This window comes from Lentzea albidocapillata (assembly GCF_000719115.1).
GTDB lineage: Bacteria > Actinomycetota > Actinomycetes > Mycobacteriales > Pseudonocardiaceae > Lentzea > Lentzea albidocapillata.
This window is the reverse complement of record NZ_JOEA01000009.1, coordinates 357700-384120: the sequence shown is the minus strand read 5'-3', so window position 1 is coordinate 384120 and position 26421 is coordinate 357700. Positions and strand designations below refer to the sequence as shown.

At 71.1% G+C, this 26421-nt stretch carries 29 protein-coding genes; 10 read left to right on the top strand and 19 right to left on the bottom strand.

The annotated features are described in order from the left end of the window. The first annotated feature begins 12 nt into the window (after nt 1-12). The 3 genes from IG04_RS0115720 to IG04_RS42620 are packed head-to-tail and all read left to right on the top strand — an operon-like array spanning nt 13 to nt 2391. Complete coding sequence (locus IG04_RS0115720) at nt 13-1167, top strand: acetyl-CoA C-acetyltransferase (protein WP_030477392.1); 1155 nt, start codon at nt 13-15, stop codon at nt 1165-1167. Beyond that, nucleotides 1164-1934 carry an SDR family oxidoreductase gene (locus IG04_RS0115715; RefSeq protein WP_030477391.1) on the top strand — a complete coding sequence of 257 codons (771 nt, stop codon included), beginning with the start codon at nt 1164-1166 and terminating at the stop codon, nt 1932-1934. Before IG04_RS0115720 ends, IG04_RS0115715 begins: the two co-directional genes overlap by 4 nt. Then, a complete protein-coding gene (locus IG04_RS42620) occupies nt 1924-2391 on the top strand; it encodes an acyl-CoA thioesterase (protein ID WP_036014695.1) in 468 nt (155 codons plus the stop codon). Before IG04_RS0115715 ends, IG04_RS42620 begins: the two co-directional genes overlap by 11 nt. On the opposite strand, the gene IG04_RS0115705 is transcribed toward IG04_RS42620, so the two are convergent. Genes IG04_RS0115705 through IG04_RS0115690 form a run of 4 tightly spaced genes read right to left on the bottom strand, consistent with a single transcriptional unit; the run spans nt 2378 to nt 5902 of the window. Beyond that, entirely contained in the window at nt 2378-2809 is a 432-nt protein-coding gene (locus tag IG04_RS0115705) for a nuclear transport factor 2 family protein (protein ID WP_051769967.1), read from the bottom strand. The two genes, IG04_RS42620 and IG04_RS0115705, sit on opposite strands and share 14 nt — an antisense overlap. Then, entirely contained in the window at nt 2806-3840 is a 1035-nt protein-coding gene (locus IG04_RS0115700; RefSeq protein ID WP_030477388.1) for an acyl-CoA dehydrogenase family protein, read from the bottom strand. Before IG04_RS0115700 ends, IG04_RS0115705 begins: the two co-directional genes overlap by 4 nt. A gap of 9 nt (nt 3841-3849) precedes the next feature. Beyond that, nucleotides 3850-5025: an acyl-CoA dehydrogenase family protein gene (locus IG04_RS0115695; protein ID WP_030477387.1), complete on the bottom strand. Its 1176-nt coding sequence runs from the start codon at nt 5023-5025 to the stop codon at nt 3850-3852. A gap of 4 nt (nt 5026-5029) precedes the next feature. Continuing rightward, entirely contained in the window at nt 5030-5902 is an 873-nt protein-coding gene (locus IG04_RS0115690; RefSeq protein WP_030477386.1) for an SDR family oxidoreductase, read from the bottom strand. A 121-nt stretch (nt 5903-6023) separates the two neighbouring features. Between IG04_RS0115690 and IG04_RS0115685 the strand changes: the two genes are divergently transcribed. Genes IG04_RS0115685 through IG04_RS0115665 form a run of 5 tightly spaced genes read left to right on the top strand, consistent with a single transcriptional unit; the run spans nt 6024 to nt 9747 of the window. After that, nucleotides 6024-7223: an MFS transporter gene (locus IG04_RS0115685; RefSeq protein ID WP_030477385.1), complete on the top strand. Its 1200-nt coding sequence runs from the start codon at nt 6024-6026 to the stop codon at nt 7221-7223. Between the two features lie 56 nt (nt 7224-7279). Continuing rightward, nucleotides 7280-8035 carry an SDR family NAD(P)-dependent oxidoreductase gene (locus tag IG04_RS0115680; protein WP_030477384.1) on the top strand — a complete coding sequence of 252 codons (756 nt, stop codon included), beginning with the start codon at nt 7280-7282 and terminating at the stop codon, nt 8033-8035. Further along, the gene (locus tag IG04_RS42615) at nt 8025-8510 is read left to right on the top strand and encodes a nuclear transport factor 2 family protein (RefSeq protein WP_051769965.1); all 486 of its coding nucleotides are present in this window, start codon (nt 8025-8027) and stop codon (nt 8508-8510) included. The genes IG04_RS0115680 and IG04_RS42615 overlap by 11 nt, the downstream gene beginning before the upstream one ends. After that, complete coding sequence (locus tag IG04_RS0115670) at nt 8507-9247, top strand: SDR family NAD(P)-dependent oxidoreductase (protein WP_051769963.1); 741 nt, start codon at nt 8507-8509, stop codon at nt 9245-9247. The genes IG04_RS42615 and IG04_RS0115670 overlap by 4 nt, the downstream gene beginning before the upstream one ends. Then, a complete protein-coding gene (locus IG04_RS0115665; protein WP_030477381.1) occupies nt 9244-9747 on the top strand; it encodes a nuclear transport factor 2 family protein in 504 nt (167 codons plus the stop codon). The genes IG04_RS0115670 and IG04_RS0115665 overlap by 4 nt, the downstream gene beginning before the upstream one ends. A gap of 130 nt (nt 9748-9877) precedes the next feature. Here IG04_RS0115665 and IG04_RS0115660 read toward each other — a convergent pair whose 3' ends face one another. Genes IG04_RS0115660 through IG04_RS0115590 form a run of 15 tightly spaced genes read right to left on the bottom strand, consistent with a single transcriptional unit; the run spans nt 9878 to nt 24773 of the window. Continuing rightward, nucleotides 9878-10648 carry an SDR family NAD(P)-dependent oxidoreductase gene (locus tag IG04_RS0115660; RefSeq protein WP_030477380.1) on the bottom strand — a complete coding sequence of 257 codons (771 nt, stop codon included), beginning with the start codon at nt 10646-10648 and terminating at the stop codon, nt 9878-9880. Further along, entirely contained in the window at nt 10645-11358 is a 714-nt protein-coding gene (locus IG04_RS0115655) for a hypothetical protein (RefSeq protein WP_051769959.1), read from the bottom strand. The genes IG04_RS0115660 and IG04_RS0115655 overlap by 4 nt, the downstream gene beginning before the upstream one ends. After that, nucleotides 11355-12530: a lipid-transfer protein gene (locus IG04_RS0115650; protein ID WP_030477378.1), complete on the bottom strand. Its 1176-nt coding sequence runs from the start codon at nt 12528-12530 to the stop codon at nt 11355-11357. The genes IG04_RS0115655 and IG04_RS0115650 overlap by 4 nt, the downstream gene beginning before the upstream one ends. Beyond that, nucleotides 12527-12949 (bottom strand): Zn-ribbon domain-containing OB-fold protein, encoded by a 423-nt coding sequence (locus tag IG04_RS0115645; protein ID WP_030477377.1) that lies wholly within the window; start codon nt 12947-12949, stop codon nt 12527-12529. Before IG04_RS0115645 ends, IG04_RS0115650 begins: the two co-directional genes overlap by 4 nt. Continuing rightward, nucleotides 12946-13785 (bottom strand): ATP-binding cassette domain-containing protein, encoded by an 840-nt coding sequence (locus tag IG04_RS0115640; RefSeq protein ID WP_051769956.1) that lies wholly within the window; start codon nt 13783-13785, stop codon nt 12946-12948. The genes IG04_RS0115645 and IG04_RS0115640 overlap by 4 nt, the downstream gene beginning before the upstream one ends. Next, on the bottom strand, nt 13785-14786 hold the full coding sequence (locus IG04_RS0115635; protein ID WP_030477375.1) for an ABC transporter ATP-binding protein: 1002 nt from the start codon (nt 14784-14786) through the stop codon (nt 13785-13787). Before IG04_RS0115635 ends, IG04_RS0115640 begins: the two co-directional genes overlap by 1 nt. 1 nt (nt 14787) lies before the next feature. Next, on the bottom strand, nt 14788-15651 hold the full coding sequence (locus tag IG04_RS0115630) for an ABC transporter permease (RefSeq protein ID WP_030477374.1): 864 nt from the start codon (nt 15649-15651) through the stop codon (nt 14788-14790). After that, nucleotides 15648-16589, bottom strand: a complete 942-nt coding sequence (locus IG04_RS0115625; RefSeq protein ID WP_030477373.1) for an ABC transporter permease — start codon at nt 16587-16589, stop codon at nt 15648-15650. The genes IG04_RS0115630 and IG04_RS0115625 overlap by 4 nt, the downstream gene beginning before the upstream one ends. 52 nt (nt 16590-16641) lie before the next feature. After that, on the bottom strand, nt 16642-18225 hold the full coding sequence (locus IG04_RS0115620) for an ABC transporter substrate-binding protein (protein ID WP_030477372.1): 1584 nt from the start codon (nt 18223-18225) through the stop codon (nt 16642-16644). Between the two features lie 26 nt (nt 18226-18251). Next, nucleotides 18252-19433, bottom strand: coding sequence for a lipid-transfer protein (locus IG04_RS0115615; protein ID WP_030477371.1), 1182 nt, complete (start codon nt 19431-19433; stop codon nt 18252-18254). Further along, entirely contained in the window at nt 19430-19837 is a 408-nt protein-coding gene (locus tag IG04_RS0115610) for a hotdog family protein (protein WP_030477370.1), read from the bottom strand. The genes IG04_RS0115615 and IG04_RS0115610 overlap by 4 nt, the downstream gene beginning before the upstream one ends. Then, nucleotides 19834-20931 (bottom strand): acyl-CoA dehydrogenase family protein, encoded by a 1098-nt coding sequence (locus tag IG04_RS0115605; protein ID WP_030477369.1) that lies wholly within the window; start codon nt 20929-20931, stop codon nt 19834-19836. Before IG04_RS0115605 ends, IG04_RS0115610 begins: the two co-directional genes overlap by 4 nt. Continuing rightward, a complete protein-coding gene (locus tag IG04_RS0115600) occupies nt 20931-21902 on the bottom strand; it encodes a bifunctional MaoC family dehydratase N-terminal/OB-fold nucleic acid binding domain-containing protein (protein ID WP_051770030.1) in 972 nt (323 codons plus the stop codon). The genes IG04_RS0115605 and IG04_RS0115600 overlap by 1 nt, the downstream gene beginning before the upstream one ends. Nucleotides 21903-21907: 5 nt before the next feature. After that, a complete protein-coding gene (locus IG04_RS0115595; RefSeq protein WP_030477367.1) occupies nt 21908-23065 on the bottom strand; it encodes an acyl-CoA dehydrogenase family protein in 1158 nt (385 codons plus the stop codon). 49 nt (nt 23066-23114) lie between these two features. Beyond that, entirely contained in the window at nt 23115-24773 is a 1659-nt protein-coding gene (locus tag IG04_RS0115590; protein ID WP_030477366.1) for an AMP-binding protein, read from the bottom strand. Between the two features lie 188 nt (nt 24774-24961). Between IG04_RS0115590 and IG04_RS0115585 the strand changes: the two genes are divergently transcribed. Both IG04_RS0115585 and IG04_RS0115580 read left to right on the top strand, forming a co-directional pair. Further along, a complete protein-coding gene (locus IG04_RS0115585; RefSeq protein WP_030477365.1) occupies nt 24962-25579 on the top strand; it encodes a PaaI family thioesterase in 618 nt (205 codons plus the stop codon). Continuing rightward, nucleotides 25576-26421, top strand: a complete 846-nt coding sequence (locus IG04_RS0115580; RefSeq protein ID WP_030477364.1) for an SDR family NAD(P)-dependent oxidoreductase — start codon at nt 25576-25578, stop codon at nt 26419-26421. The genes IG04_RS0115585 and IG04_RS0115580 overlap by 4 nt, the downstream gene beginning before the upstream one ends.

Here is a 26421-nt window from a genome sequence, read left to right as displayed (position 1 = left end):
GGAAGGATCCACATGGCCGAGGCTTACCTCGTCGAGGCGCTCCGCACGCCCGTGACCAGACGCGGCGGCGCGCTCGCCGGCGTGCACCCGGCAGACCTGGGCGCGCACGTGCTCGCCGGGCTGATGCGGCGGTCGGGCGTCGACCCCGGCGCGGTGGACGACGTGGTGATGGGCTGCGTCGACACCATCGGCCCGCAGGCCGGTTGCATCGCGCGTACCTCGTGGCTCGCCGCCGGGCTGCCCGACCACGTGCCCGGCGTGACGGTCGACCGGCAGTGCGGTTCGTCCCAGCAGGCGGTGCACTTCGCCGCGCAGGCAGTGCTGAGCGGCACGGCGGACGTCGTGGTGGCGGCAGGCGTGCAGAACATGAGCGCCATCCCGATCTCGGCGGCGATGACCGCCGGACAGCACTTCGGCTTCGCCGACCCGTTCTCCGGGTCGGCGGGCTGGCAGCGGCGGTACGGCAACGCCGAGATCTCCCAGTTCCGTTCGGCGGAGATGATCGCGAGCAAGTGGCACACCTCCCGCGAGGCCATGGAGGCGTTCGCGCTGCGCAGCCACCAGCGCGCCGTCGAGGCCGTCGGCTCCGGGTGGTTCGAGAAGGAGATCCTGCCGCTGGGTGAGGCCACCGTCGACACCTGCCCCCGGCCGGACACCTCGGCTGAGAAGATGGCCGCGCTGGCGCCACTGGAGGAAGGCGGCAGCATCACCGCGGCCATGGCCAGCCAGATCAGCGACGGCGCGGCGGCGTTGCTGGTGATGTCCGAGCAGGCCGTGCGCGACCACGGTGTGACGCCGCGGGCACGTATCCACCACCTGTCGGTGTCGGGAGCGGACCCGGTGTGGATGCTCACCGCGCCGATCCCGGCGACCGCCCGCGCGCTGGCCAGGACCGGGCTCACCATCGACGACATCGACCTCGTGGAGATCAACGAGGCGTTCGCGCCGGTGGTCATGGCGTGGCTGGCCGAGACCGGGGCCGATCCGGCCCGGGTCAACGTCGGCGGCGGCGCGATCGCGCTCGGGCACCCACTCGGCGCGACCGGGGCACGGCTGATGACGACGCTCCTGCACTCGCTGGAGCGAACCGGTGGCCGGTTCGGGTTGCAGACGATGTGCGAAGGTGGCGGGCAGGCCAACGTGACGATCATCGAGCGCCTCGGATGACCGGGACGCAGCAGGGCCGGGTCGTCATCGTCACCGGCGGCACTCGGGGCATCGGCGCGGTGATCGCGCGGCGGTTCCTGGACGAGGGCGCGGACGTGGTGGTGTGCGGACGATCCGAGACGTCGGAGCCACCCACCGGGGGCGGTCGTTCCGCGGTCTTCATTCAGGCGGACATCCGGCAGCCGGACGAGGCTGAACGGGTCGTGCGGACAGCGGTCGACCGGTTCGGGCGCCTGGACGTGCTGGTGAACAACGCGGGCGGCGCGCCGCCCGCGGACAGCGCGACCGTCTCGCCCCGGTTCGTCGCCGCGGTCGTCACCCTGAACCTGCTCGCGCCGTTCTACCTGGCCCAACCCGCCAACGCGGTGATGAAGGAGCAACCGGAAGGCGGCCTGATCATCAACATCGGCAGCGTGGCCGGGCGCAACCCCTCGCCCGACGCCGCCGCCTACTCGGCGGCGAAAGCCGGACTGACCGTGCTGACCCGCGCACTCGCCATGGACTTCGCGCCGCAGGTGCGGGTGAACCAGGTGACCGTCGGGCTCGTGCGGACCGAGCTGTCGCACCTGAGCTACGGCGACGAGGCCGGGCAGGAGCGGGTGGCCGCCACCGTCCCGATGGGGCGGATGGCGACCCCGGCCGACATCGCCGCCGCGTGCCTGCTGCTCGCCTCGCCCGGCGCCGAGTACGTCAACGGCGCCGAGTTGCTGGTCGACGGCGGTGGCGAGTTCCCGTCGCGCTACCTGGCGGCCCGGCGTGACGGATGAGCGGTTCCGGGAGGTCCACCACCTCGACATGCGACTGAGCTACGCGGACTGCGACCCGGCGCGAATTCTGTACTTCGCGGCGTGGTTCCCGTGGATGGAACGCGTGCACACGGAGTGGCTGTACCTCAACGACCTGCGCCAGGACACTCTGGACGAGCGGTACGGGTTCCGGACGATCACCCGTGCCGCCGAGTGCGAGTACCTGGTCCCGGCGAGCCTCTTCCAGCGCGTCCGGATCGGGCTGGGTGTGGCCCACCTGGGCCGCACCTCGTTCCGCTGGGACCTGCGCATGACGCGCCTCGACGACGGGGTGGCGGTGGCTCGCGGCTCGATGACCCTGGTGACCATCGGCACCGGCGGCTCACCGGTGCCGGTGCCCGAGCCGCTGCGATCGCTGGTGGCACGAGCCCTGCCGCCGTCGAACGGGGCCAGGACACCGCCGGTCACCCAAGCGTGACGCGGCGGCGCGCCAGCAGCCAACGACCGGCCACGCGCACGAACTCGTCGTGGTACAGGCCCATGCCGACCAGGCGTGGCGCACCGTCGGTCGAGGCGTAGAACCGCCAGCAGGACACGGCGGTCGCCCTGTCGCGGTCCGGGTCCACCGCCGTGCCCGTCACGACGTGACGGGTCGCGGTGCCGGGCCCCTGGATGCCCGACGCACGTCGTTCCGCCACACCTGCGGCGATCTCGGCGTGGCCCCGGCGGCACTGGGCCGCGACACCGGCCGCCGGGTGGCCGGGCATCTCCCAGACCGCGTCCGGGGTGAAGAGCGCCAGGTAGTCCACCGGGGTTCCGTCGTCGGCGGTGTGGGCGACGCGGGCCACCAGGTCGGTGATCAGGACCAGATCGGCTGCGTGGCGCGGGTCGTTCACAGACCGGCCAGCGCGGCGACGCGTGCGCGCAGTTCGGCGCCGGACCCGAACAGCAGCTGATTGGCCTTGCCGCGCTTGAGGTAGAGGTGCGCGTCGTGCTCGAAGGTGAAGCCGATGCCGCCGTGCAGTTGCACCGACTCGGCTGCGACCGCCATCAACGCGTCGGCGCAGACCGCCTTGGCCAGCGGTGCCACGACGTTCAGCTCGGCGGAGCCCGCGGCTGCGGCGCGGACCGCGTACCAGGCCGTCGACGTCGCGCCCGCCACGGCCACGGCCAGGTCGGCGCAGCGGTGCTTGAGTGCCTGGAACGTGCCCAGCGGCTTGCCGAACTGGGTTCGGATCTTGAGGTACTCCACGGTCAGGTCGAGGCAGGTCGTGGCCGCTGCGGCCGATTCGGCTGCCAAGGCGGTGAGGACGAGGTCGGTGAGGAGGTCCACGACCGGCTGTCCGGCGCCGAGAAGGGTGCCGGGTGTCCGGTCGAGGACGACCGTGGCCAGGGTCCGGGTGTGGTCCAGCGCGGTGCGGCGGTGGCCGGTGGGCGCGTCGACCGCGTAAAGGCGCCGATCCTCGGTGACCACCAGCAGCACGTCCGTGTCCACGCCGTGGATGACGTGGTCGAGGACGCCGGTGAGATGGTCACGGTCGGCGGCCACGGGATGGGTGGCGATCGAGACCGACGTGCCGTCCGCGGCGATCCGCGTCAGCAGGCGGTCGGCTTCGGGCGTTCGGCAGGTTTCCAGGACCGCGGCGGCGACCAGCGTGGTGAGGAGCGGTCCGGGCACCAGACGGCGGCCGAACTCCTCCAGCACCACGGAGGCGTCGGTGAAGTCCAGTCCCATGCCGCCGCACCGCTCCGGGACCAGGAGCGCGGTCAGGCCCAGCTCTCCCGTGACACGGCGCCACAGCGCCGGGTCGAATCCGGATTCCGAGTGGATGGCCGCACGGACGTCGGAGTGCTTGTCCAGGAAGCCGGCCACGGTCCGGCGCATCTCGCGCTGCTCGGTGTCGCGCATGGTGGTGACGTTGCTCATCGCGGTTCCCTACCGGGGCAGGCCGAGGACACGCTCGGCGATGATGTTGCGCTGCACCTCGTTGGTGCCGCCGTAGATGGTGTCCGCACGTGTGTAGAGGAACAGGCGCTGCGCGTCTGTCAACTCGTAGGGCCCGCCTTCGGCGACGAGGGCGGACTGGCCGGCCACGTCCACCGCCAGCTCACCCAGGTCGCGGTGCCAGTTCGACCACTGGAGCTTGGAGATCGAGGCCTCAGGGCCGGAGATGCCGTCACCCGCCGAGGTCAAGGTGCGCAGGGCGGTGAAGCGCATCACCTGAAGCCCGATCCACGCGTCGGCGACGCGTGCGCGGAGGATGGGATCCGACAGGGCCCCGTTCGCGCGGGCGGCTTCGACGACGGCGTCCAGCTCACGCTCGAACCCGATCTGCTGACCGAGGGTCGCGACGCCCCGTTCGAACCCGAGGGTCGCCATCGCCACCCGCCAGCCGTCGCCTTCCGCGCCGACCAGGTTCTCCACGCCGGTGACAGCACCGTCGAAGAACACCTCGTTGAACTCGGCGGTGCCGGTCAACTGGGTGATCGGCCGGACCTTGACGCCCGGCTGGTCCATGGGCACCAGCAGGTACGACAGGCCGCTGTGGCGAGTCGACTCCGGATCGGTGCGAACGACCGCGAAACACCAGTCGGCGATGTGCGCCAGGGACGTCCAGACCTTCTGGCCGGTGATCTCGTACTGATCGCCACGCCGCACCGCACGGGCGCGGACGCCTGCCAGGTCGGAGCCCGCGCCGGGTTCCGAGTAGCCCTGGCACCACAGGACCTCGCCGCTGACGATGCCGGGCAGGAAGCGGCGCCGCTGGTCCGGGGTGCCGAACGCGAGCAACGTCGGCCCGACGAGCTGCTCGCTCATGTGGCCAAGCCTGCCGGGAGCGCCCGCTCTGGCGCACTCCTCGTGGAAGATGACCTGGCGGATCAGCGACAGCGCCCGGCCGCCCTCGCTCACCGGCCACCCGAGGCCGATCCAGCCCCCAGCGCCCAGCCGCCGCTCCCACTCCCTGCGCCGGTCGATCGCCTCGTGTTCGCGGCCGGGGCCACCGGTGCCGACGACGTCCGCGAACTCCCCGGCGAGGTGCTCCGCGAGCCAGCCGCGCACCTCGGCGCGGAACGCCTCGTCCTCCTGGGTCAGGTCCAGGTCGAAGGTCATCGGGTCACGCACCGTAGACAGGCGCCGGGGGTTCGGTCCTGCCGACCAGTTCGGCGATCACGGGACCGAGTTCGGCAGCGTCCCAACGACGGTCGCGCGTCTCGGCTCGGCCGTGCCGCCAGCCGTCGGCCAGTGACACCTCGCCGCCGGCGATCTCGAACACCCGGCCTGTGACGTCGGCCAGGTCGCTGCCCAGCCACGCGACCAGCGGCGAGACGTTGGCCGGGTCCATGGCGTCGAACCCGTCGCTCGGCTTGGCCATCGCGGTGGCGAACACCGCTTCGGTCATCGGCGTGCGTGCCGACGGCGCGATGGCGTTGACCAGCACGCCGTAGCGGGCGAACTCCACCGCGGCGATCTGGGTGAGCACGGCGATGCCGGCCTTGGCCGCCGCGTAGTTGCCCTGGCCGACGCTGCCCATCAGGCCCGCGCCGGACGAGGTGTTGACCACTCGCGCGGCGATCGACTCGCCCGCCTTCGCCCGGTCGCGCCAGTACGCGGCGGCGTGCCGCATGGGCGCGAAGTGGCCCTTGAGGTCGACCCGCAGGACCTGGTCCCACTCCTCTTCCGACATGGTCACCAGCATCCGGTCGCGGTTGATCCCGGCGTTGTTGACCAGTGTGTCGAGCCGTCCATAGGCCCGCACGGCCGTGTGCACGAGCTCTTCCGCGCACGCCCAGTCCGCCACGTCGCCGGTGTGGGCCAGCGCCTCGCACCCGGCCTCACTCAGCTCGGCCGCCAGTTCCTTCACCGCTGGGCCCACGTCGTTGAGCACCAGCCGGGCGCCCTGACGGGCGAACTCCAGCGCGTGGGCCCGTCCGAGCCCCTGTCCCGCGCCGGTGACGATCACCGACCGTCCGGCGCACACCCCGGTCATATCCAGCCACCTCGCATGTCGTCGGTCGACGCCAGACAACCACACGTCACGTTGACCACGCAAGCAAGCGCTTGGTAGAGATGGCTGACCGTGACCGCACCAGTGGAAGACCAGGTTCCGGATGGACATGTTCCGCGCGATGCGCCACCAGCCGTTCCGCCTCCTGTGGAGTTCGGTGCTGCTGGTGCAACTGGGTTACTGGTTCACCACCATCGCGTTCCAGTGGGAGGTCGCCCACCTCACCGACAACGACCCGATGGCACTGGGCCTGCTCTACTTCGCCGCTTTCGCGCCCTATCTGCTCTTTTCACTGCCCGCCGGCGCACTCGCGGACAGCAGGGACCGGCGCACCCTGCTGCTGACCGCGCTGGGCTGCTCGATCGCCCTGGCAACGGTGTGCGTCCTGCTGGCGCTCCTCGACGCGATGCCGATCTGGATCGTGCTGCCGCTGGCGTTCCTGTCGGGCTGCGTGGTCACCGTGGTGTCGCCCGCCAACCAGGCGCTGACCGCGAGCGCGGTGCCGGCGGCCGATCTGGGGAGCGCCGTGCCGGTGCAGTCGATGGGCCTGAACCTGGCCCGCATCGTCGGACCCGCGCTGGCCGGACCGGTGCTGCTGTTCTCCGGTTCGGCAGCGGCCTTCGGCGTGTACGCGCTGACCTGCGTCAGCGCGATGCTGCTGGCGTGGCGGCTGCAGGTGCGGCGCGTGCCGCTGCCCGCACTGCGCGAGAGCACCGTGCGGCGGGTCATGGCCGGCATCGCGCACGCCAGAGCCCGGCCACCCGCCGCGACCGCCCTGGCCGTGGTGGCGGTGACCTCGGTGTTCGGATCGGCCTTCCAGTCCCAGATGCCGGTGCTGGGCGCACAGGTCGCCGAGGATGGCGACGCCGCGTTCCTGGCACTGGTGGTGACCGGCGGGGTCGGCTCGCTGCTCGGCGTGATCACCGTGGCGCGCCGCCGTGAGCCGGCCACCCTCGTGTCCGCGTCGAGGCAGTTGGCGGCGCTCGGCGTGACCGCCGCAACGCTGGGCGTCGTGCACTGGTTCCCGTTGATGATGCTGCTTGTCTGCGTGGCGGGCGGACTGACGTTCTCGATCATGACGTCGATCAACACGATGCTCCAGCACGTGGTGGAGGACGGCCAGCGGGGACGGGTGCTCAGCCTGTACTTCCTCTGCTGGGGAGGTCTGCTGCCGTTCGGTGGCCTGGGCATCGGCTCGCTGATCGGCGCGGCGGGAGCCGCGATCGCGTTCGCGGTGGCGGGCGTGGTGGCCGCCGTGGCGGGCGTCGCCATCGCGTGGCGCGGCCGGCGGCGCGACGTTTGACCTCGCCGGGCCCCGCTCCTATCATCCAACCAAGCGCTTGTTCAAATGGAGGTGGCGTGGACTTCGCAGCACGATCGGGTAGTGCCGTGGTGACCGGAGGGACCGGCGGAGTGGGCGCGGCGGTCTGCCGGCTGCTCGCGGAGCGAGGCTCGGACGTCGCGCTCACCTACCGCGCCAACCGCGCCGCGGCGGAGGAGCTGGTCGCCGAACTGACCGCGCTGGGCGTGCGCGCCCGAGCCGAGCAGGCCGACCTGTCCGACGCGGCGCGGACCGCCGCCGTCGTGGCAGGGTTCGGCGAGATCCACACCGTCGTGCACGCGGCCGGTCCGCACATCCCGATGGTTCACCTGTCCGCGGTGTCGCCAGAGCGGTACGCGACCCAGCTCGACCAGGAGGCCGCCGCCTTCTTCAACGTCGTGCACGCGGCGCTTCCCGCGCTGCGCCGCGGTAACGGCAACGTGGTCGCGGTGACGACGGCGGCCACCACGCGATACCCCGTCCGTGACGGGCTCTCCAGCGGCACCAAGGCCGCGGTCGAGGCCCTGGTGCGGGCGTTCGCCGCCGAAGAGGGCCGTTACGGCGTGCGGTTCAACAGCGTCGGGCCGGGCATGCTCACCGACGGCATGGCCGAACGGCTGATCAGCTCCGGCGAACTGGACGAGCGGGCGCTGGCCATCACCCAGGCCAACATCCCGTTGCGCCGGTTCGGCGTCGCGGCCGACATCGCCGAGGCGGTCGCTTTCCTTGCCTCGGACCGGGCCGGGTTCATCACCGGGCAGAAGCTCGACGTGGACGGCGGCTATGGAGTCTGACCTGCGTCGGCTACTGGCCGAACACGAGATCAGCCGAACGTTGCTGCGCTACTGCCGTGGCGTCGACGGGATGGACGAAGCCCTGGTGCGCAGCGCGTTTCACCCGGACGCGTCGATCCGCATGGGCGGCTTCGACGGTGGCGTCGACGAGTTCATCGCCTTCCTGTGGAAGGTGATCAGCCGCCGCACCATGACCATGCACTACCTGACCAACACCTCGGCCGAATTCGACCCGGCCGGCGCGGACGTGGAGTCCTACGGCATCGCGTTCCAGCGCGGCGCGGAACCGCCGCCCAAGGGCAACCTGATCACCGGGTTCCGCTACCTCGACCGGTTCACCGAGCGCGACGGCCGCTGGCTCGTCGCCGAGCGCACCACCAGCACGGAGTGGAACCGGGTCGACGACCTGCCCGGCCAGTGGCCCCTGCCGGACGGTGTCCGGTCCGGCATCCGGCACCAGCGAGGAGCGCGATGAACGCCAGTCCGCAGTTCGGTTTCACCCCCGGCGACATCCTGGTGGTCACCGGCGCGGCCAGCGGGATCGGACGCGCCACCGCACACCAGGCGGCCGGGGCAGGCCTGACCGTCGCGGCCTGGGACCTGGACGGGGACGGCGCCGCCACCACCGTCGCGGAGATCACCGAGGCGGGTGGGACGGCGCTGGCCGTGACCGCCGACGTCAGCGTGGCCGAGCAGGTGGACGAGGGGTTCGCGCGCAGCCGTGAGCTGGGGACCGTCCGCTACCTGGTCAACAACGCGGGTCCGTCGTCAGCCGTCGAGCTGGACTTCGACGAGGCGCTGCGGATCTCGGTCGGCAGCATGCGGCGGATGGTCGAGACGTTCCTCTCCCCCGCGCCCACCGGCGCGGCGGTGGTGAACATCGCCTCGGTGGCGGGCAACGTGATCGGCACCGCGTCCGACTGGTACTGCGCGAGCAAGTCCGCCGTCGCCGGGTACACCAGGCATCTCGCCGCGTACCGAAGCCACGAGGTGCGGGCCAACTCGGTCGCGCCGGGCATGACCGACACGCCCCGGCTGGCCGGTTTCGCGTCGAGCGAGGTCGGGCAGCGGGCGTTGGAGCGCGTTCCCCTGCACCGGATGGGCACGCCGGAGGAGATCGGATGGGCGGTGCTGTTCCTGTTGTCCCCCCTGGCTTCCTACGTGAACGGCGTGTTCCTGCCGGTCGACGGCGGATGGACGGTGACCCAGTGACGACCTCGGACCACGACCTGATTCGCGAGGTGGTGTCGCGGTACTGCCGCGGCGTCGACCGGCTGGACCTCGACCTGGTGCGGTCGGCGTACCACCCCGGCGGGATCGACCACCACACCGGCTTCGACGGGACGGTGGACGAGTATCTGGAGTGGGTCGGCGCGGCGTTGCGCCGGCTGTCGGGGACCATGCACATCATCGGCAATCATCTGGCCGAGGTGTCCGGGGATGTCGCGGTCAGCGAGACCTACGGCACCGCCGTGCACTGGGGTGAGCCCGCCGACGATCCCCGCCGGAACTTCACCACCGGGTTCCGGTACGTCGACCTGATGACGCGAGTGGCGGGCCGTTGGGCGATCCGCGAGCGCTGGGCCGTGCGCGAGTGGACCCGGTCGGACGCCGGACGGCTGATCGCCAAGGAGGGCGCTGGGCCGTCCGGAGCCCGCGACCGCACCGATCCGCTGTACCTGGCGCAGGACATCGCCCGCCGCCTCACCTAGGGCCTGTATCGAAGTCTGGTTCGATGAGAGTTGCGCTTGAGGTGGTTCCTGGTGGCCTCGGGCCCGGCTATCGCGGATCAGACTTCGATACAGACCCTAGTGCACGGCCGGTACCGGAGTTGGCACGGCGTCAGGTCCGGTACCGGCGGCCGGCGTTGTCGCGGACCACGGCCGCACGGTCGAGTGCGCTGCGGGCCGTCGCGGCGGCGAGGTTGCCGGCGGTCACCCGGACCGGACCGGTACCCAGGTGTGCCAGTCCTTCGGCAGCCACGGCGTCGGCGTCGTCGGCGTCCACCAGGCGGAGTCCCGCGCGCCGCATCGCCGGGGTGTCGGTCAGGCCGAGCACGAGTTCGAGCACGTCCACGCCGTGGGGTTGGAGTTCGAGCCACAACCCTTCCGCGAAGATGCGGCCGAACGCCTTGGCGGCGGCATAGACACCGATCCCGGCGTGCCCCACGTAGCCTGCGAGCGACCCGATCAGGAGGATGCCGCCACGGCCGCGCGCTTTCAGTTGCGCTCCGAAGTGGTGGCACAGCGCCAGCCGCACGGTGATGTTGAGGTCGACCACCCGCTGCGCTCCGGCCGGATCGGACTCGACGAACTCACCGCGGTGGGTGTTGGCACCCGCGTTGATCACGAGCAGCCCGACGTCGAGCCCGGCGGTGGCGTCCCGGACGGCGGCGATCGCGTCGGACGCGAGAAGGTCCACGGCCAGTGGCCGGACCAGCACGCCCGATCGCCGTACCGAGTCCGCGAGGTCGTGCAGCGGACCGGGTTTGCGGGCGACGAGGACGAGATTGACGCCAGCGTCCGCAAGGCGGCGCGCCAGGGCCGCGCCCACGCCCTCCGAGCCGCCCGCTATCACCGCCCACGGGCCGTAGCGGTCGCGGTCCACGGTCATCGGGCCTCCTCGAACCAGGTCCACCGCCACGGCTCGATGGTCCGCAGCGGGCTGCTCAGCAGCAGTTCCCCGGTGGTGGGCGGTGGGGCGAACGCGACCGGGTCGCGGTCCAGGTAGTACAGCGTGACTCGGAGCGACGCCGACAGCGGTCGCCGCGTGCCGTCCAGGCCCTCGGCACTCACCGCCTCGCTGTCGAACGTCCAGCCACCCAGCACGCCGTCGAGCTCGAGCACCTGGGCGAGGTCCGGTGGATCGGCCCCCTGCGGGTCGGTCACCGTCACGTGGACGCCACGGTGCGGCCGGAACGGCAGTGCGGCGGCGGAGATACCGGCGCGCGGGTGCACAACTCCGCGCAGCGGCCGGAAGAAACCCAGCAGCGGGCGCGTCGTGTAGGCCAGGTCGGGACGACGACCCGCGCGGCGGGTGCTCTCCCCGAGTGCCTTCCACTCCTCGATCGAACGCGATGCCGGTTCGGCGAACCAGTACATCGCCAGGTAGTGGAAGCTCGAGAGCAGGGGCGACGGAGCCTGGCCGGCCGCGGCGCAGTCCGGCGAGCGAACCCAGCGGTCCCCGTGGACGACGCCGGGCAGCGCCAGGTTCTCCGGGCGGTGGTCAAGCTGGTGCCAGGCGTTGTAGTCGTGGTGGCGGGCCGGGTCCGAGATCCGGGGAAAGGCGAAGAAGACCTGGCGTGAGGTCAGCGGCGTGGTCACCGGTCCACTCCGAGCACCAGGCCGCTGGTCGGCACCGGCGAGCCACCGGTCACCAGCACGTGGTCGACCGGGCGGACGGGCTGGTTGACCGACGTGCGGCGGACCAGCCGGACCCCCTCGGCGATGCCGTTCACGCCGTGCACGTAACCCTCACCCAGTTGGCCGCCGTTGGTGTTCACCGGTAGCGAGCCGTCCAGTTCGAGGTGTCCGTCCCGGACGAAGTCCTTTCCCTCGCCCCGGCCGCAGAATCCGTACTGCTCCAGCTGCAGCAACACCATGGGGGTGAACGCGTCGTACAGGATCGCGGCGTCCATGTCGGCCGGACGCAGTCCGCTCTGCTGCCACAGTTGCTCGGCGCAGACCCGGACCTCGGGCAGATCGTCGATCCGGGGCCGGGAGAAGCTGCTCATCGAGATCTGCTGCGGACCGATGCCCTGGGCGGCGGCCCGGATCACGGCGGGCGGGTGCCGCAGGTCCCGTGCCCGCTCCACACTCGTGATCACCAACGCCTGGCCGCCGTCGGTCTCCTGGCAGCAGTCCAGCAGCCGCAACGGGTCCACGATCCAGCGGGACGCCTGATGGTCGGCCAGGGTGATCGGTTTGCCGTAGAACCAGGCCTTCGGATTGGTGGCGGCGTACTTACGCGCCAGCACCGATATCCGGCCGAAGTCCTCAGTCGTGGCGCCGAACTCGTGCATGTACCGGCGGGCGACGACGGCCTCCTGCTGGGCCGGGGTCAGCAGGCCGTAGGGGTTGATCCAGTTGCGGTACTCCTGGTCGGTGGTCGCCTGGTAGGCGAACGGCGGCGGTCCCGCCCCGAACCGGTTGCCGGACCGCTCGTTGAATGCCCGGTAGACCACCACGACCTCGGCCACACCGGTGGCGATCGCCATCGCGGCCTGCTGCACGGGGGCGCACGCGCCGCCACCACCGTGCGGAATCCGGCTGAAGAACCTCAGCCGGGGGATGCCGAGTGCCCGCGCGACCGCGATCTCCGGGTTGTTCTCCATCGTGAACAGCGAGACGCCGTCCACGTCCTCCGGCGGCAAACCGGCGTCGGCCAGCGCGGCCAGCACACTTTCGCACGCCAGCCGCCACTCGCTGCGACCGGAGTTCTTGGAGAACTCCGTCGCGCCGATGCCCGCGATGGCCGCGACCCCGGACAACGTCATGACCGCACCTCGCGCAACGTCGGCAGCAGCTCGCCGCGGTAGTGGGGAGCGAACACGACCTCCACCGGCAGGCCGATCGCGATCCGCGACGGGTCCGCGCCGGGCATGTCCGCGACGATCCGCACACCCTCGGCCAGTTCGGCGAGGCCGATCACCAGGGGGTAGTCGAACGCCGGATCCTTCGGGTAGTAGGCGATCGCGTAACTGTGCAGCGTGCCCCGGCCGCACGCCTCGACGCAGTCCCAGTCGAACGACCGGCAGAGGGCGCACGTCGGAGCGGGCGGATGGCGCAACTCGCCGCACGGCACACAGCGCTGGATCACCAGCCTGCCTTCACGGGCCGCCGCGAACCAGAACGCGTTGTCCTCGGTCACCACCGGAACGGGCACCGCGGACTGCGGCCCCGATGCGCCGTTCACGGCGTGACCACGTAGTCGGGCGGGGTCAGGAACTTGCCGTGGCGGTCGCGGGGAATGGGCACCGGGATCGCCTTGAGCAGCCGCCGGGTGTAGTCGTGCCGGGGCGAGGAGAAGATCTCCTCGACCGCGCCCTGCTCGACCATCTCCCCCGCCGCCATGACCAGCACCCGGTCGGCGATCACCTCGACCAGCGCCAGGTCGTGACAGACGAACAGGTAGGCCAGGCCGAGCTCCTCCTGCAGGTCCCGCAGCAGGTTGAGGACCTGCGCGCGGACCGAGACGTCCAGTGCCGCAACGGGTTCGTCGCAGACGATCAGGCTCGGCTCCAGGGTCAGCGCGCGGGCGATCGCGACCCGCTGCAACTGGCCACCGGACAGCTCGGCCGGATAGCGGGCGAGGTAGCGGCTGCCGATGCCGACCCGGTCGAGCAGCCGGGCCACGTCCCTGGTCCGCGTCGCCCGGTCGCGGTCGGTGTGCACCACGAGCGGCTCGGCCACGGCGTCGGCGACCGTCATGCGCGGGTCGAGCGAGCTGTACGGGTCCTGGAAGATCATCTGCATCCGCGGGCGCAGCGCGCGCAACCGCGTGCCACCGAGTCCGCGCACGTCGACGCCGTCGAACGTGATCGTGCCGGCGTCCGCCTCGACCAACCGCAGCACCATCCGGCCGACGGTCGACTTCCCGGCCCCGGACTCTCCCACCACCGCAAGGCATTCGCCCTTGCCGAGGTCGAACGAGACGTCCTTGACCGCGTGCGTCCACCCGGTCCGCCTGCCGAGCAGGTTTCGCCCGGACGAAAAGGACTTCGACAGTCCCGACACCTCCAGCAGCGCCATCAGATCACCACCCCTTCCAACCGGATCTCCGGCGCCCGCAGGCAGCGCGCGCGGTCAACGTCCAACAGTGGGTGCGTCGTGTCGCACCGGCCCGCCTCGCTGAACGAGCACCGGTCGTGGAAGCGGCACCCCACGGGCCAGCCGCCCGGTGCCGGGATGCCGCCGGGGATCGCCACCAGCCGCCGGTCGGCGGTCCGGTGCCGGGCGTTCGGGATGGCCGCGAGCAGACCGGCGGTGTACGGGTGGCGCGGCCGGTAGAACACCTCGGAGGCGGTGCCCCGCTCGGCGATCTCGCCCGCGTACATCACGACCACCTCCTGACACAGCTCCGCGACCACCGCCAGGTCGTGGCTGACGAACAGCAGCGAGACACCGGTCTGCTCGCGCAGGTCGCGCAGCAGCTCCAGAATCCGCTCCTGCACGGTCACGTCCAGCGCCGTGGTCGGTTCGTCGGCGATCAGCAGGCGCGGGTTGCACGCCATCACCATCGCGATCATCACCCGCTGGCACATGCCACCGCTGAACGCGTGCGGGTACTCGTCCACCCGTTGCGCCGCACGGGGTATCTGCACCAGTTCCAGCATCTCCACCGCGCGTGCCCGCGCCTGCCTGCGGTTCAGGCCGAGGTGGCGGCGGACCGACTCGGCGATCTGGTCACCGACCGGGTACGCGGGGTTGAGGCTGCGGCTCGGCTGCTGAAAGATCATGCCCATGCCGGGGCCGCGCAACCGCCGCCAGCGCTTCGCGTCTCCGCCGGTGAGCTCCTCGCCGTCGAACGTCACGGTGCCTGCCGTGATCCGGCCGCCGGTCGCCCCGGTCAGGCCCATCACCGCCAGCGACGTCACGGTCTTGCCTGAGCCCGACTCCCCGACCAACGCCATCGCCTCACCCCGCCGGAGGCTGAACGTCACCCCCTCCACCGCACGGACCCAGCCTCGGCCGGTGTCGTCGGGGAACTCGACCGTGAGGTCGCGCACGTCCAGAAGAACGTCGTCGGTCATATCAGTCTCCGTTTCCGCCGGACCGGCTGCGCACCAGCGCCCGCCGCACGCCGTCGCCGAGGTACGTGAACGCGAGCACGGTCAGGAAGATCATCACGCCGGGCGGCCAGACCAGGTGCGGCGCCAACGACATGTTGGACGACGCGGTGGACAGCATCGAACCCCAGCTGGCGCCGGGCGGCCGGACGCCGAGGCCCAGGAAGCTGAGGCCTGCCTCGGCGGCGACGGCGCTGCCCAGCGACACCGACATCACCAGCACGATCGGTGGCAGCACGTTGGGCAGGATGTGCCGCATCGTGGTGCGCAATGTGCTGCACCCCAACGTCACCGAAGCCTCGATGTACGTCTCGTGGCGGATGTCCATGGTGGCCGCGCGCGCCACGCGGAAGAAGCGGGGCGCCATCACCAGCCCGACGGCCAGCATCGCGTTGGTGATGCCGGCGCCGAGCACCGCCACGATCGTGATGGCCAGAACCAGGGACGGTGCGCTCATCAACGCGTCCATGAGGCGGGTCAGCACCACGCCGACCCAGCCGGCGCGGTAGCCGGCGAGCAGACCGAGCGGCAGACCGAGGACGAACGCGACGGCGACCGCCTGAAGCGCCGCCCACAGCGACACCCGCGCGCCGAACATCAAGCGGCTCAGCACATCCCGGCCGTAGTCGTCGGTGCCGAGCAGGTGCTCGGCGCTGGGTGCGCGCAACCGCACCAGCAGGTTCTGCGCGTTGGGCTCGTAGGGCGCGATCCACGGTGCCAGGACCGCGACGAGCACCAGCAAGGCGATGAAGACGGCGGCGAACACCGTCGACCTGCGCCGCAGGACGCCACGCAGGATCGTCGGTCGCCCGGTGGTCGGCGTTGTCATGTCCGCACCTTCGGGTTGAAGTAGCCGTAGGAGACGTCGACGAGGAGGTTCACCAGGACGACCACGACTGTGGAGAACAGCACGAAACCCAGCAGTACCGGGATGTCCCGGCTCTGCACGCTGTCCACCGCCAGCCGGCCCAGACCCGGCATGTTGAAGATCAGCTCGATGGTGACGGTGCCCGCGAGCACTTCCGACACCCGGAAGCCGAACACCGTGATCACCGGGATGGCGGCGTTCTTCAGACCGTGTTTCAGCACGACGGTGGCCCGGCTCATCCCCTTCGCCTCGGCGTTGAGGATGAAGTCCGACTTGAGCACCTGCCCGAGCGCCGAACGCAACTGCAGGGTGACCTCCGCCGCCGGCAGCAGGCCGAGCGCCAGTCCTGGTAGGAACAGGTGCGACAGCCACGGCCCGAAGCCCGCCGACAGCGGCTGGTACCCGAACGCCGGGAACAGCTGGTAGGTCACCGCGAACAGCGAAGCCAGCACGAGGGCGAACCAGAACGCCGGGATCGCGATGGCGATCGAGGCGAGCCAGTTCGCCGCCCGGTCGAGGAACCCGCCGGGCCGCATGGCCGACGCGACCGCCAGGACAACGCCGATCAGCACCGCCATCACCATCGCCACCAGTACCAGTGACATCGTGGTGGACATCCGCCGCACCAGCAGGTCGGTGACGGACTGATCGGACATGAACGAACGGCCCAGATCGCCCTGCACCGCTCCGGCCACCCACCGCAGGTACCGCTCCACGACGGACTGGTCCAGACCGAGTTGCTCCCGGATCGCGGCGATGCGTTCCGGGGTCGGTTCCTCGCCCGCGAGGACCACCGCCTGGTCGCCCGGTGCCAGGTCGATCAACAGGAAGACCAGCAGTGGTACCACGAGCAGCAGCGGAATCGCCGCCAGAAGTCGCCTGCCTGCGTATCGCAGCATGGTGTGTTCCTTGACTCGGGGTGGTGGGGGTGGCCGTCGACCGCGCGAGCGGTCAGCCCTTCCTCATGGCCACGTTGCGCAGGTCCCAGATACCGATGTCGGCCCACGGCACGTCGTCGACGAACATGACCTTGTTGTTGGAGATGGCGGCGTTGGTGAGCCTGCAGATCGGGACGTACCAGGCTTCTTCGAGCGTGGTGGCCCAGATCCGCTCGTACAGCGGCGCGCGCTGCTCCTGGGACAGGGCGGGGTCGCCCGCCTCGGCCGCGAGGTCCTGGACCAGAGCGGGTTTGGCGGCGAGCTTGTACGTGCCGAGCAGGAAGGTGTTCACCGTGTCGGCGGGGTCGATCTTCGGGCTCATCGACGAGGCGACCAGCAGTTCGAAGTCGCCCGCGATGAACCGGGCCTCGCTCTCCGAGTTGGGCACCGGGTTGAGATTGGCGTCGATCCCCGCCGCGGCCAGCGCGCCCTGCACCACGTTGGCCGGCTGCTCGGCGTTGGTGCCCGCGGCGAACGTGATGTCCACCTTGGCCCCGCCCGCGGCCGTGACCAGTGACTTGGCCTTGGCCGCGTCGAAGCCATAGGGGTACTTGTAGTTCTTGATCGCCGGCCACTCGCCGTCGGGGTGCAGTTGGCGATGCGGCGCGCACATGCCCGAGAACAGCGCGTTGACGGCCTCCGGGTCGATGGCGTGCGCGATCGCCTGGCGCACCTCGGGCTTGACCAGGTCGCCTCGACCGGCCCGGAGGTAGACGCCGATCACGTTGCGGTAGGTCACCGGGAGGAAGTTCAGCTGACCGGTCTCGGACAGCTGCTTGGCCTGCGCCAGGTCGTTGGCCGAGCTGACGTACGACAGGTCCGTCTGCCCGGTCTGGACGCCCTTGAGCCGGGTGCTGGCCTCCGGCACCCGTTCGAGCTGGATGCCGGCGAGCCTTCCCGCCTTCGGGTCCCAGTAGCCCGGGGCCTTCTTCACGACGAGCTTCTCCTGCGGCACGAACTCGGACACCACGTACGGCCCGGAACCCGCGTTACCGGGCTTGCTGGACAGGTCCGAGGCCGGATCGCCGATCGCCTTCGGGCTCACCATCATGCCCGCGTTCGTCGCCAGCGAGCTGGGCAGCTGCACGCCCGTGCCCTTGGCCAGCGCCAGCCGGACCGTGGTCGGGTCCACCACCTCGACGGCGGTGATGTCGGCCAGCGCGGCCTTCACCGTGCTGCCGGGGAAGTTCTTGCCGCGGTCGATGTTCGCCTTCACGGCCGCCGCGTCGAACACGGTGCCGTCGTGGAACTTCACGTCCGACCGCAGCTTCACCTCCAGGTGCGTGCCGTCCGGAGCGAACTTCCACTCGGTCGCCAAGCCGGGGATGACCCGGTTGTCCTTGTCGATCATCGTCAGCCGGTCGTAGACCAGCGCGAGGTAGCCCTGGAGTCCGTACGAGGGCTGCAACACCGGGTCCAGCAGCGGCAGCGGCGCGGCCGAGCTGAACCTGAGGATCGCGTCCGGGTCGATGTCGGCCTCGGAGTTCGGGGGCGGCGCCGTCGAGGCGGCGTTTCCTCCCGTGCAACCCGCGAGCGCGAACACCGCCACAACGGCCAGTGCGAGACCACGTCGTCTCGCCTTTCTGCTGACAATCATCGGGATTCCCTATCGTTCGGCGTGGATCAGTGGTCCACGGACAGCACGAGGGCGCTGGTCGGCACCCCGACGCCCGCGGTGACCAGGACGTTGGAAACGTTCGCGGGCTGGGTGGTGGACGTGCCGCGGATCAACCGGACGCCTTCCGCGATCCCGTTGGTGCCGTGCAGATAGCCCTCGCCGAGCTGTCCGCCGTGGGTGTTGGTGGGCAGCGCGCCGTCCACTTCGAGGTGGCCGTCGGCGATGAAGTCCTTGGCCTCACCGCGCCCGCAGAACCCGTACTCCTCCAACTGGTTGAGCACGTACGGGGTGAAGTGGTCGTAGAGGATCGCCGCGTCGATGTCGGCGGGGCCGAGGCCCGACTGCGCCCACAGTTGCCTGGCGCACAGCTCGACCTCGGGGATGCGGGTCAGGTCCGGCCGGTAGTAGCTGGTCATCGGGTACTGGTCCGGTCCGCTGCCCTGGGCCGCGGCGGTGATGATCGCCGGTGGCTGCCGCAGGTCACGCGCCCGTTCGGCGCTGACGACCACGACCGCCTGACCGCCGTCGGTCTCCTGGCAGCAGTCCAGCAGGTGCAGCGGCTCGGCGATCCACCGCGACGCCTGGTGGTCGGCCAGCGTGATGGGCTTGCCGTGGAACCAGGCTCGCGGGTTGGCCGCGGCGTGCTTGCGCGTGACCACCGCGACCCGGCCGTAGTCCTCGCTGGTGGCCCCGTACACGTGCATGTACCGCCGGGCGATCATCGCGGTGTGCTGCGCGGGGGTGAGCAGGCCATAGGGGTTGACCCAGCCGCGGTACTCGTTCTCCGTGGTGCCCGCGGTCCTGCCGGGCGGCGGGCCGAGACCGAACCGCACGCCGGACCGCTCGTTGAACGCCCGGTAGGCCACGACGACGTCCGCGACACCGGTCGCCACCGCCATGGCGGCCTGCTGCACGGGGCCGCACGCACCACCGCCGCCGTGCGGGATGCGGCTGAAGAACGTCAACTCCGGAATGCCCAGTGTGCGGGCGACCATGTTCTCGGAGTTCGTCTCCATGGTGAACGTCGACATGCCGTCGACCTCGGCCGGGGTGATGCCGGCGTCCTCCAGCGCGGCCAGCACGGCCTCCGCCGCGAGCCGGAGCTCGCTGCGGCCGGAGTCCTTGGAGAACTCGGTCGCGCCGATGCCGGCGATGGCTGCCTTGCGTGACAGGAAATCGGACGTCATGGTGTCGCCTCCGGCAGCAGCACGGTGATCTCCGACAGGGCGTGGGCACCCTTGCTGTTGGTGCCGCGCACCGCGATCCGGACCGTGTCCCCGTCCACTGCGACCACCTCGCCGGTCAACGTCATCGTGTCGCCGGGGAAGTTCGGCACGCCGAGACGGGTCTTGAGCTTCGTCAGCCTGGCCGCCGGGCCGGCCCAGTCGGTGACGTAGCGGCCGACGAGTCCGTTGGTGTTGTTGATGCTCATGTAGGTGTCCGGTGTGCCGCGCTCCACCGCTCGCTGCGGGTCGTGGTGCACGTCCTCGTAGTCCCGGGTGGCCAGCGCGCCCGCCACTATCAGCGTCCGCGTGATCGGGACCGCCAGCTCCGGCAGCACGTCGCCCACGGCGACCACCTCCCGGTTCACGCCGCGCCTCCCGCCACGTGCCCGCCGATCCGGTGCAGGTGCCAGGCGGCGGAACCGAGGGTGTTGGCCAGTTGCGTGGTCCACAGCATGTAGCGGTGGATCGGATAGGTGATGTCCGCGCCGAGCCCGCCGTGCAGATGCTGGACGGTGCGCGCCACCCGGTCGCCCGCGTCGGCGGCCCACCACTTGGCGACGTGCACGGCGGCGGTCGCGTCGCGGCCGGTTTCCAGTCGCCACAGGGCATTCCAGAAGGTGACCTCCATCGCCTCGGTGTCGATGTGGCAGTTGGCCGCCTGGTGCGCCACGGCCTGGAAGGTGGCCAGCGGCACGCCGAACTGGTGGCGCTGCGCGACGTAGTCCGCTGCCTGGCGCACCGACGCCTGGCTCACACCCAGCTGGATCGCCGCGAGGCCGACCCAGGCTCGGCGCAGCAGCCACTCCAGCCGGTCCTCCTCCGGTCCCGCGCCGAGCCGTTCGGCGGGCACGTCCACCAGTTCCAGGTCCGTCGCGATGCCTCGGTCGGTGCGTTCCACCCGGTGCCGGGTCACCCCCGGCAGGTCGGTGGGGACCAGGAACAGTTCGACGGTCCCGCCGGTCGTGCGGGCGGGCACGACGACCGCGTCGGCGAGGTGCCCTCCCGGTACGCCAGGGCTGACGCCGGTGAGCCTGGGGCCGTCACCGGAGTCAGTCGCGTGCAGCGGAACCTGCCCGGGTTGTTCGAGCGCGGCGGTGAGCACGGCCGTGCCCTCGGCGACCCGCCGCAGCCAGGTGTCGCGCTGCTTCTCGTCGCCGTACCGGGCGATCGGCAGCACGCCGAGCACGACCGTCTCCCAAAGCGGCACCATGCCGAGCGTGCGCCCCTGTTCGAGCAGCGCGGGCGCGAACTCGGCCATCCCCAGCCCGATGCCACCCTGGTCCTCGGGCACGGCCAGCCCGAGCACGCCGCTGTCTGCCAGCTCCTGCCAGAGCTGCCGATCGAACCGGTCGGCGGTCGCCTCGATCCCGGCCGTTCGCAGCGGATCGGACCGGCGCTCGAACGCCCCGCGCGCGAGCGCCACGACGGTCGTCTGGTCCTCGGAGAGTCGGAAATCCATCAGGCGTTCTCCTCGACTGCGCGGAACCGGGGCAGCACCAGCTCCGGGTCGTACTCGATCCACTCGATCTCCACCCGCGTGCCGATCCGCACGTCGGACTCACCGGCGAAGTCGGCGACCAGCCGGGTGCCCTCGTCCAGGTCGACCAGCACGACGGTGAGCGGGTAGTCGAAACCGGGCGCCTTCGGGTGGTGGCTGGTGACGTAGCTGTGCACGGTGCCGCGCCCGGCTGAAGGCGCCTCGTGCCACTGGAAGGAGCGGCACTGCGGGCAAGCGGGCGAGGGCGGGTGCCGGAGCGCGCCGCAGTCCGTGCAGCACTGGATGACCAGCCGGCGGTCACGTGCCGCCTCGAACCAGAACTCGTTGTCCCGCAGGATGAACGGTTTGGGCCTCAGCCCGATCGGCGAGGTGTTCGCCGTCCGGGGCGCGAACCGCAGGATGCGGAACCGCTGCCGGGCCACGATCTCGCCGTGCTGGTCGGTGTAGGTGCGCAGGGTGGTGATGAAGTGTCCGTCACCCAGACCGGTCCGCTTGCGCGGCGAGACGTCCTCGATGACGGTGGCCATCGACAACCGGTCGCCCACCTCCAGCTCGCGGACGTACTCGTGCTCGTCGTCGGTGGCGACCACGCCGGTGAACCCGGCCTCGGACAGCAGCGCGAGCAGCCTGGTCATCGGAGAGTCGGGAGGCCCCTGCTCCAGTGCCGCCCGGTGGGCCTTGTAGCCGACCATCAGCCAGGTGGACAGCATCGCGGGCGGTGCGACGATCCCGCGCCGCCCGGTCGAGCGGGCCGCGTCCTCGTCCAGGTACACCGGGTTCTCGTCGCCCATCGCCTCGGCGAACTGCCGGATCATCGGCCGGTTCACCGGTTCCGGCGCGTGCCGGACCGCAGTGGCGTCCTGGCCGGCGAACGCCTTCAACAGGGCCAGGAACTCGTCGGCGGCGATGTCCGCGCCCAGCACGGTGCCCATCGCGATCACCGGCCCTTGCGCGGCATGCCGAGACCGGTCACCGCGATCATGTCGCGCAGCACCTCGTTGGTGCCGCCGCCGAAGGTGTTGATGTAGGAGCCCCTGGTCAGGGCCTCCAGCCGACCGCCGAGCGCCGCGCCGGGCGAACCGGGCCGCCTGGTCGCCGCCGGGCCGACCGCGCTGACCAGCGCGCGGCAGACCTCGTCGTGGACCTCGGTGCCGAACACCTTGGCCACCGAGGCGGAGGCGGGCGCCGGGTTCTCCCCTTCGGGGACCATCGCGAGCTTCCAGTTGAGCAGCCGCATCGCCTCGACCCGCGCGTAACTCCGGGCCAGGTCGTGGCGGACCCACGGCTCGTCCGCGCCGGTCTCCCGGCACCACTCGGCGACGTCGTGCCACAGCTGCTCGGTGCGTCCGCCCATCGCGGCCAGCCCGGCCCTCTCGTGGCCGAGTTGGGAAGTGATCAGCTTCCAGCCGGCGTTCACCTCGCCGACCACGCTGTCTCGTGGCACGCGCACGTCGTTGTAGTACGAGGCGTTGGTGTGCGTGATGCCCGACGTGGCGATCGGCGTGCAGCTGAACCCGTCGGAGTCCGTCGGCACGATGAGGATGGTGATTCCCTTGTGCTTCGGCGCGTCCACGTCGGTGCGGCACGCCAGCCACACGTAGTCGGCCTGGCTCACACCGCTCGTGAACACCTTGGTGCCGTTGATGACCCACTCATCGCCGACGAGTTCGGCCTTCATGCTCAACGACGCGAGGTCGGTGCCCGCCTCCGGCTCGCTGTAGCCGATGGCGAAGACCACGTCGCCGGTGAGCATGCCGGGCAGGTACGCGCGCTTCTGCTCCTCGGTGCCGTAGCTCTGGAGCATCGGGCCGATGTTGTTGATGGTGACGAACGGGAACGGCGCCTGTGCCCGCTGGACCTCGTCGAACAGGATGTACTGGTCGGTCGCGCTCCGGCCCTGACCGCCGTACGCGGCCGGCCAGCCGAGACCGAGCCAGCCGTCACGGCCGATCTGCCGGACCACCTCGCGGTAGGCCGGCCGGTCCTCGTTGGTCCCGCCGATGGCCTCCCGCACCTCAGGGGTGAGCAGGGCCTTGAAGTAGGCCCGCAACTCCCGGCTCAGCTCCTGCTGCGGCGGCGTGTACTCCAGATACATCCGGATCCTCTCGTGGTGACCGAACCTGCGGGGGCGGGTGCGGAACGGATCACGTGGCAACGGGCAGCAGTGCGCGCCGACCGTGTCGTGCGAACTCCTCTTCCAGCCGTTCACGCGCGTCCTGGTCCAGCGGCCGGTAGCCGGTGTCCCCTTCGACGCGGAGGAACACCGGGTCGGTGGTCCGCCAGCCGGCACGGCGCAGCACGGTCTTGGCGACCTTGCTGTTCCCGGTCGTAGGCACTTCCTCGATCAGGCGTACGAACCTCGGCCGCCACTTGGTGCCCAGGTCCGGCTGCGCATCAAGGAAGCTCGTGAACCCGGCCGCGTCGAACTCGGCGCCGGGACGCAGCTGGAGCGTGCACATCACCTGGTCGCCGGTGCGGGGATCGGGCACCGCGTAGACCAGCGCCACCGCGACCGCCTCCCAGCGTTCCAGGAGCCGTTCCACCGGTGCGGCGGAGAAGTTCTCGCTGTCGACCCGCAGCCAGTCGGAGGAGCGACCGGCGAAGTAGAAGAAGCCCCGCGGGTCCCGGTAGGCGAGGTCGCCGGTCCAGAAGTCGTCGCCCCGCACCCGTTCCGCGTGCGCGCCGGGGTTGCGGTAATAGCCCTCGAACGTGTGGGCACGGCCGATCGCCACCATCTGCCCGATGGCGGCCTCCGCGTTGAGCAGCCTGCCGTGCTCGTCGAGTTCGGCGGGCGGGCACTCCCGGCCGGTCTCCTCGTCCAGTACCCGGACGTCCGCGCCCTGTACGGGCAGGCCGAGCGCGTCGGGCGGGCTGTCCGGGGTCCGGTTGATCCGCAGCACGCCTTCGCTCAGGCCGTAGCCCTCGGAGACCCGGCAGCCGAACCGGGCGGTGAACCGCGCGATGTCGGCGGCGGACGCCTCGGTGCCGATGGCCAGCCGCAACGAACTGGTGGCGTCTTCCGGGCGTTCCGGCTGCGCCAGCACGTAGGACAGCGCGCGGCCGACGTAGTTGACGAAGGTGACGCCGTAGCGGTGGATGTCGCGGACGAAGCCGGACGCCGAGAACTTGCGGGACAGGCAGACCGTGGCGCCGGCCCACATCGCCGGGGCGAAGTTCATCATGGCCGAGTTGCCGTGGAACAGCGGCATGCACAGGTACGCGACCGAGTCACGGGTGAGCTCGGTGCGGGTGGTCAGCGTCTCGGCGAGGAACGCGAACCGGCGCTGCGAGCAGATGACCGCCTTGGGCGTGCCGGTCGAGCCGGAGCTGAACAGCAGCAGGAGCGTCGCGTCCGGCGGTGGCAGGAGGTCGGGCAGCGGCGCACCCCGGTGCGCGTCGACCAGGTCGAGGTGGTCGCGGCTGTCGATGTTCCAGACGGTGCCGACGCCGTGGTCCAAGTCCGCGACGAGGCCGGCCAGGGCATCCTCGGTGATGATCAGGTCGCAGTCGGTGTGCCGGATGTCGCGGGCCAGCTCACTGCCGCGCCGGGTCGGGTTGATCCCGACCACGACCGCGCCGCTCAGTGCCGCCGCGGCGAGCCAGAACACGTAGTCCGGCACGTTCTCCAGCAGCAGACCGATGTGCCTCTGACGGCCCTCCGGCTCAGGGATCCGGCGCAGCACGGCGGCCCGGTCGGCCGCCTGCTGGACCACTTCGGCCCAGGTCCACGAGTCGGCGCCGAAACGCAGCCCGATGTTGTCGTCGGCGGCGCGCGATCGCACTACCTCGGCGAATGTCTCCAAACCGAACCTCCCGTATGCCCGTTCAGAACCCTCAAGGGGGTCGCAATCAAGCAAGCGCTTGGCCGACCATAATCGCGAGTGCCGTGGTGGTCAAGGACACATCCAGGCCTTCTTGGTCGGTTCGCCCTTGCCTGCCGCCCCGCCGATTCCTACTGTCAACCAAGCGCTTGATCACGAGAGAGGTGGCCATGAACCCATCACCGGCCGTCACCGCCCCGGTCCAGCAGGGCGGCGTCCAGGACGTCGCCGCCGCCGCACGCCGGGTGGTCGACGCGATCGTGCGGGCCGGTGACGCCATCGCCGCCCAGTCCGGCGACCTCGCCACCGCGCTGCACGGGGTGGCCGACCGGATCGACCTGGCCGCGCCACCGCTGGCCGAACGGATGACGACGATGTGGCTGCCGGTGGACTCACGGCTGCACAACCCCGTCAACGGCCTGGAGAACCCGCTCGCACCGCCGCTGGAGATCACCGAAGGAGCGGACGGCGACGTGGCCGGGTCGGTGACGCTCGGACTGCCCTACCAGGGGCCGCCGGGTCACGTGCACGGCGGAATCTCGGCCCTGCTGCTCGACCACGTGCTGGGGCTCGCGAACATCCGCGCGGGTAACAGCGGGATGACCGCACGGCTCGCGCTCACCTACCACCGGCCGTTGCCGCTGTTCGAGGAACTGTCCGTGACCGGACGACAGGCGTCCGTGGACGGTCGCAAGATCCACGCGACCGGGACCATCAGCGCGGACGGCCACGTGGCCGTTTCCGCCGAAGGGCTGTTCGTCCGGCCGCGTGCGGAGCCGGGCCGATGAGCACGCTGACCGGCCAGGGCGCGTTGGTCACCGGCGGCGCGGGCGGCTTCGGTGCGGCGTGCGCCCGCGCCCTGGCCGCCGATGGCGCGGCGGTGGTGTTGCTGGGGCGCACCGAGTCCACCCTGCGCGCGACGGCCGAGCGGATCACCGCCGAACTGCCGGACGCGCCAGCGGTGCGTTGGGTCGCGGGCGACGCCGAGTCCGAAGTGGACGTTCGGAAGGCGGTGGCCGTCGCCGACGAGACCCCGTTGCGCATCGCGGTCGCCACGGTCGGCGGCAGCACGGTCGCACCCGTCATGGCACTCGACCAGCGGACCCTCGAACACGACTTCCGGCGCAACGTGGTGAGCGCGCTGCACGTGATCCGGCACGGCGCGGCCGCGATGGCGCGGCACGGCGGCGGGTCGATCGTGTGCACCTCCTCCAGTGCGGGCGGCTGCTCGTTCCCGTTCCTGCCGTCCTACTCGGTCGCCAAGGCGGCGCTGGAAGCACTGGTCCGGGTGTCAGCCGACGAGCTGGGCGCGCTCGGTGTCCGGGTCAACGCGGTCCGCCCCGGCCTGGTGCCGACCGCCGCGTCGAAGCCCGGACTGCTGGTCGCCGACGCGGAGCAGCGAGCCGTCGTGCTGCGGGAGAAACCGCTGGCCAGGGTCGGCACGGTGGAGGACATCGCGGCGGCGGTGCGCCACCTCGCCGGGCCGGAGTCCTCCTGGACCACCGGCGTGACGTTGCCGGTGGAGGGCGGCTCGCACCTGCGACGCGCCCCAAGCCTGGAGAAGCTGGCCCGTTCCGTCCTCGGTGACGAGGCCATCGACCGGGCCCTCACCGGCCTGCTGCCGGAGTGA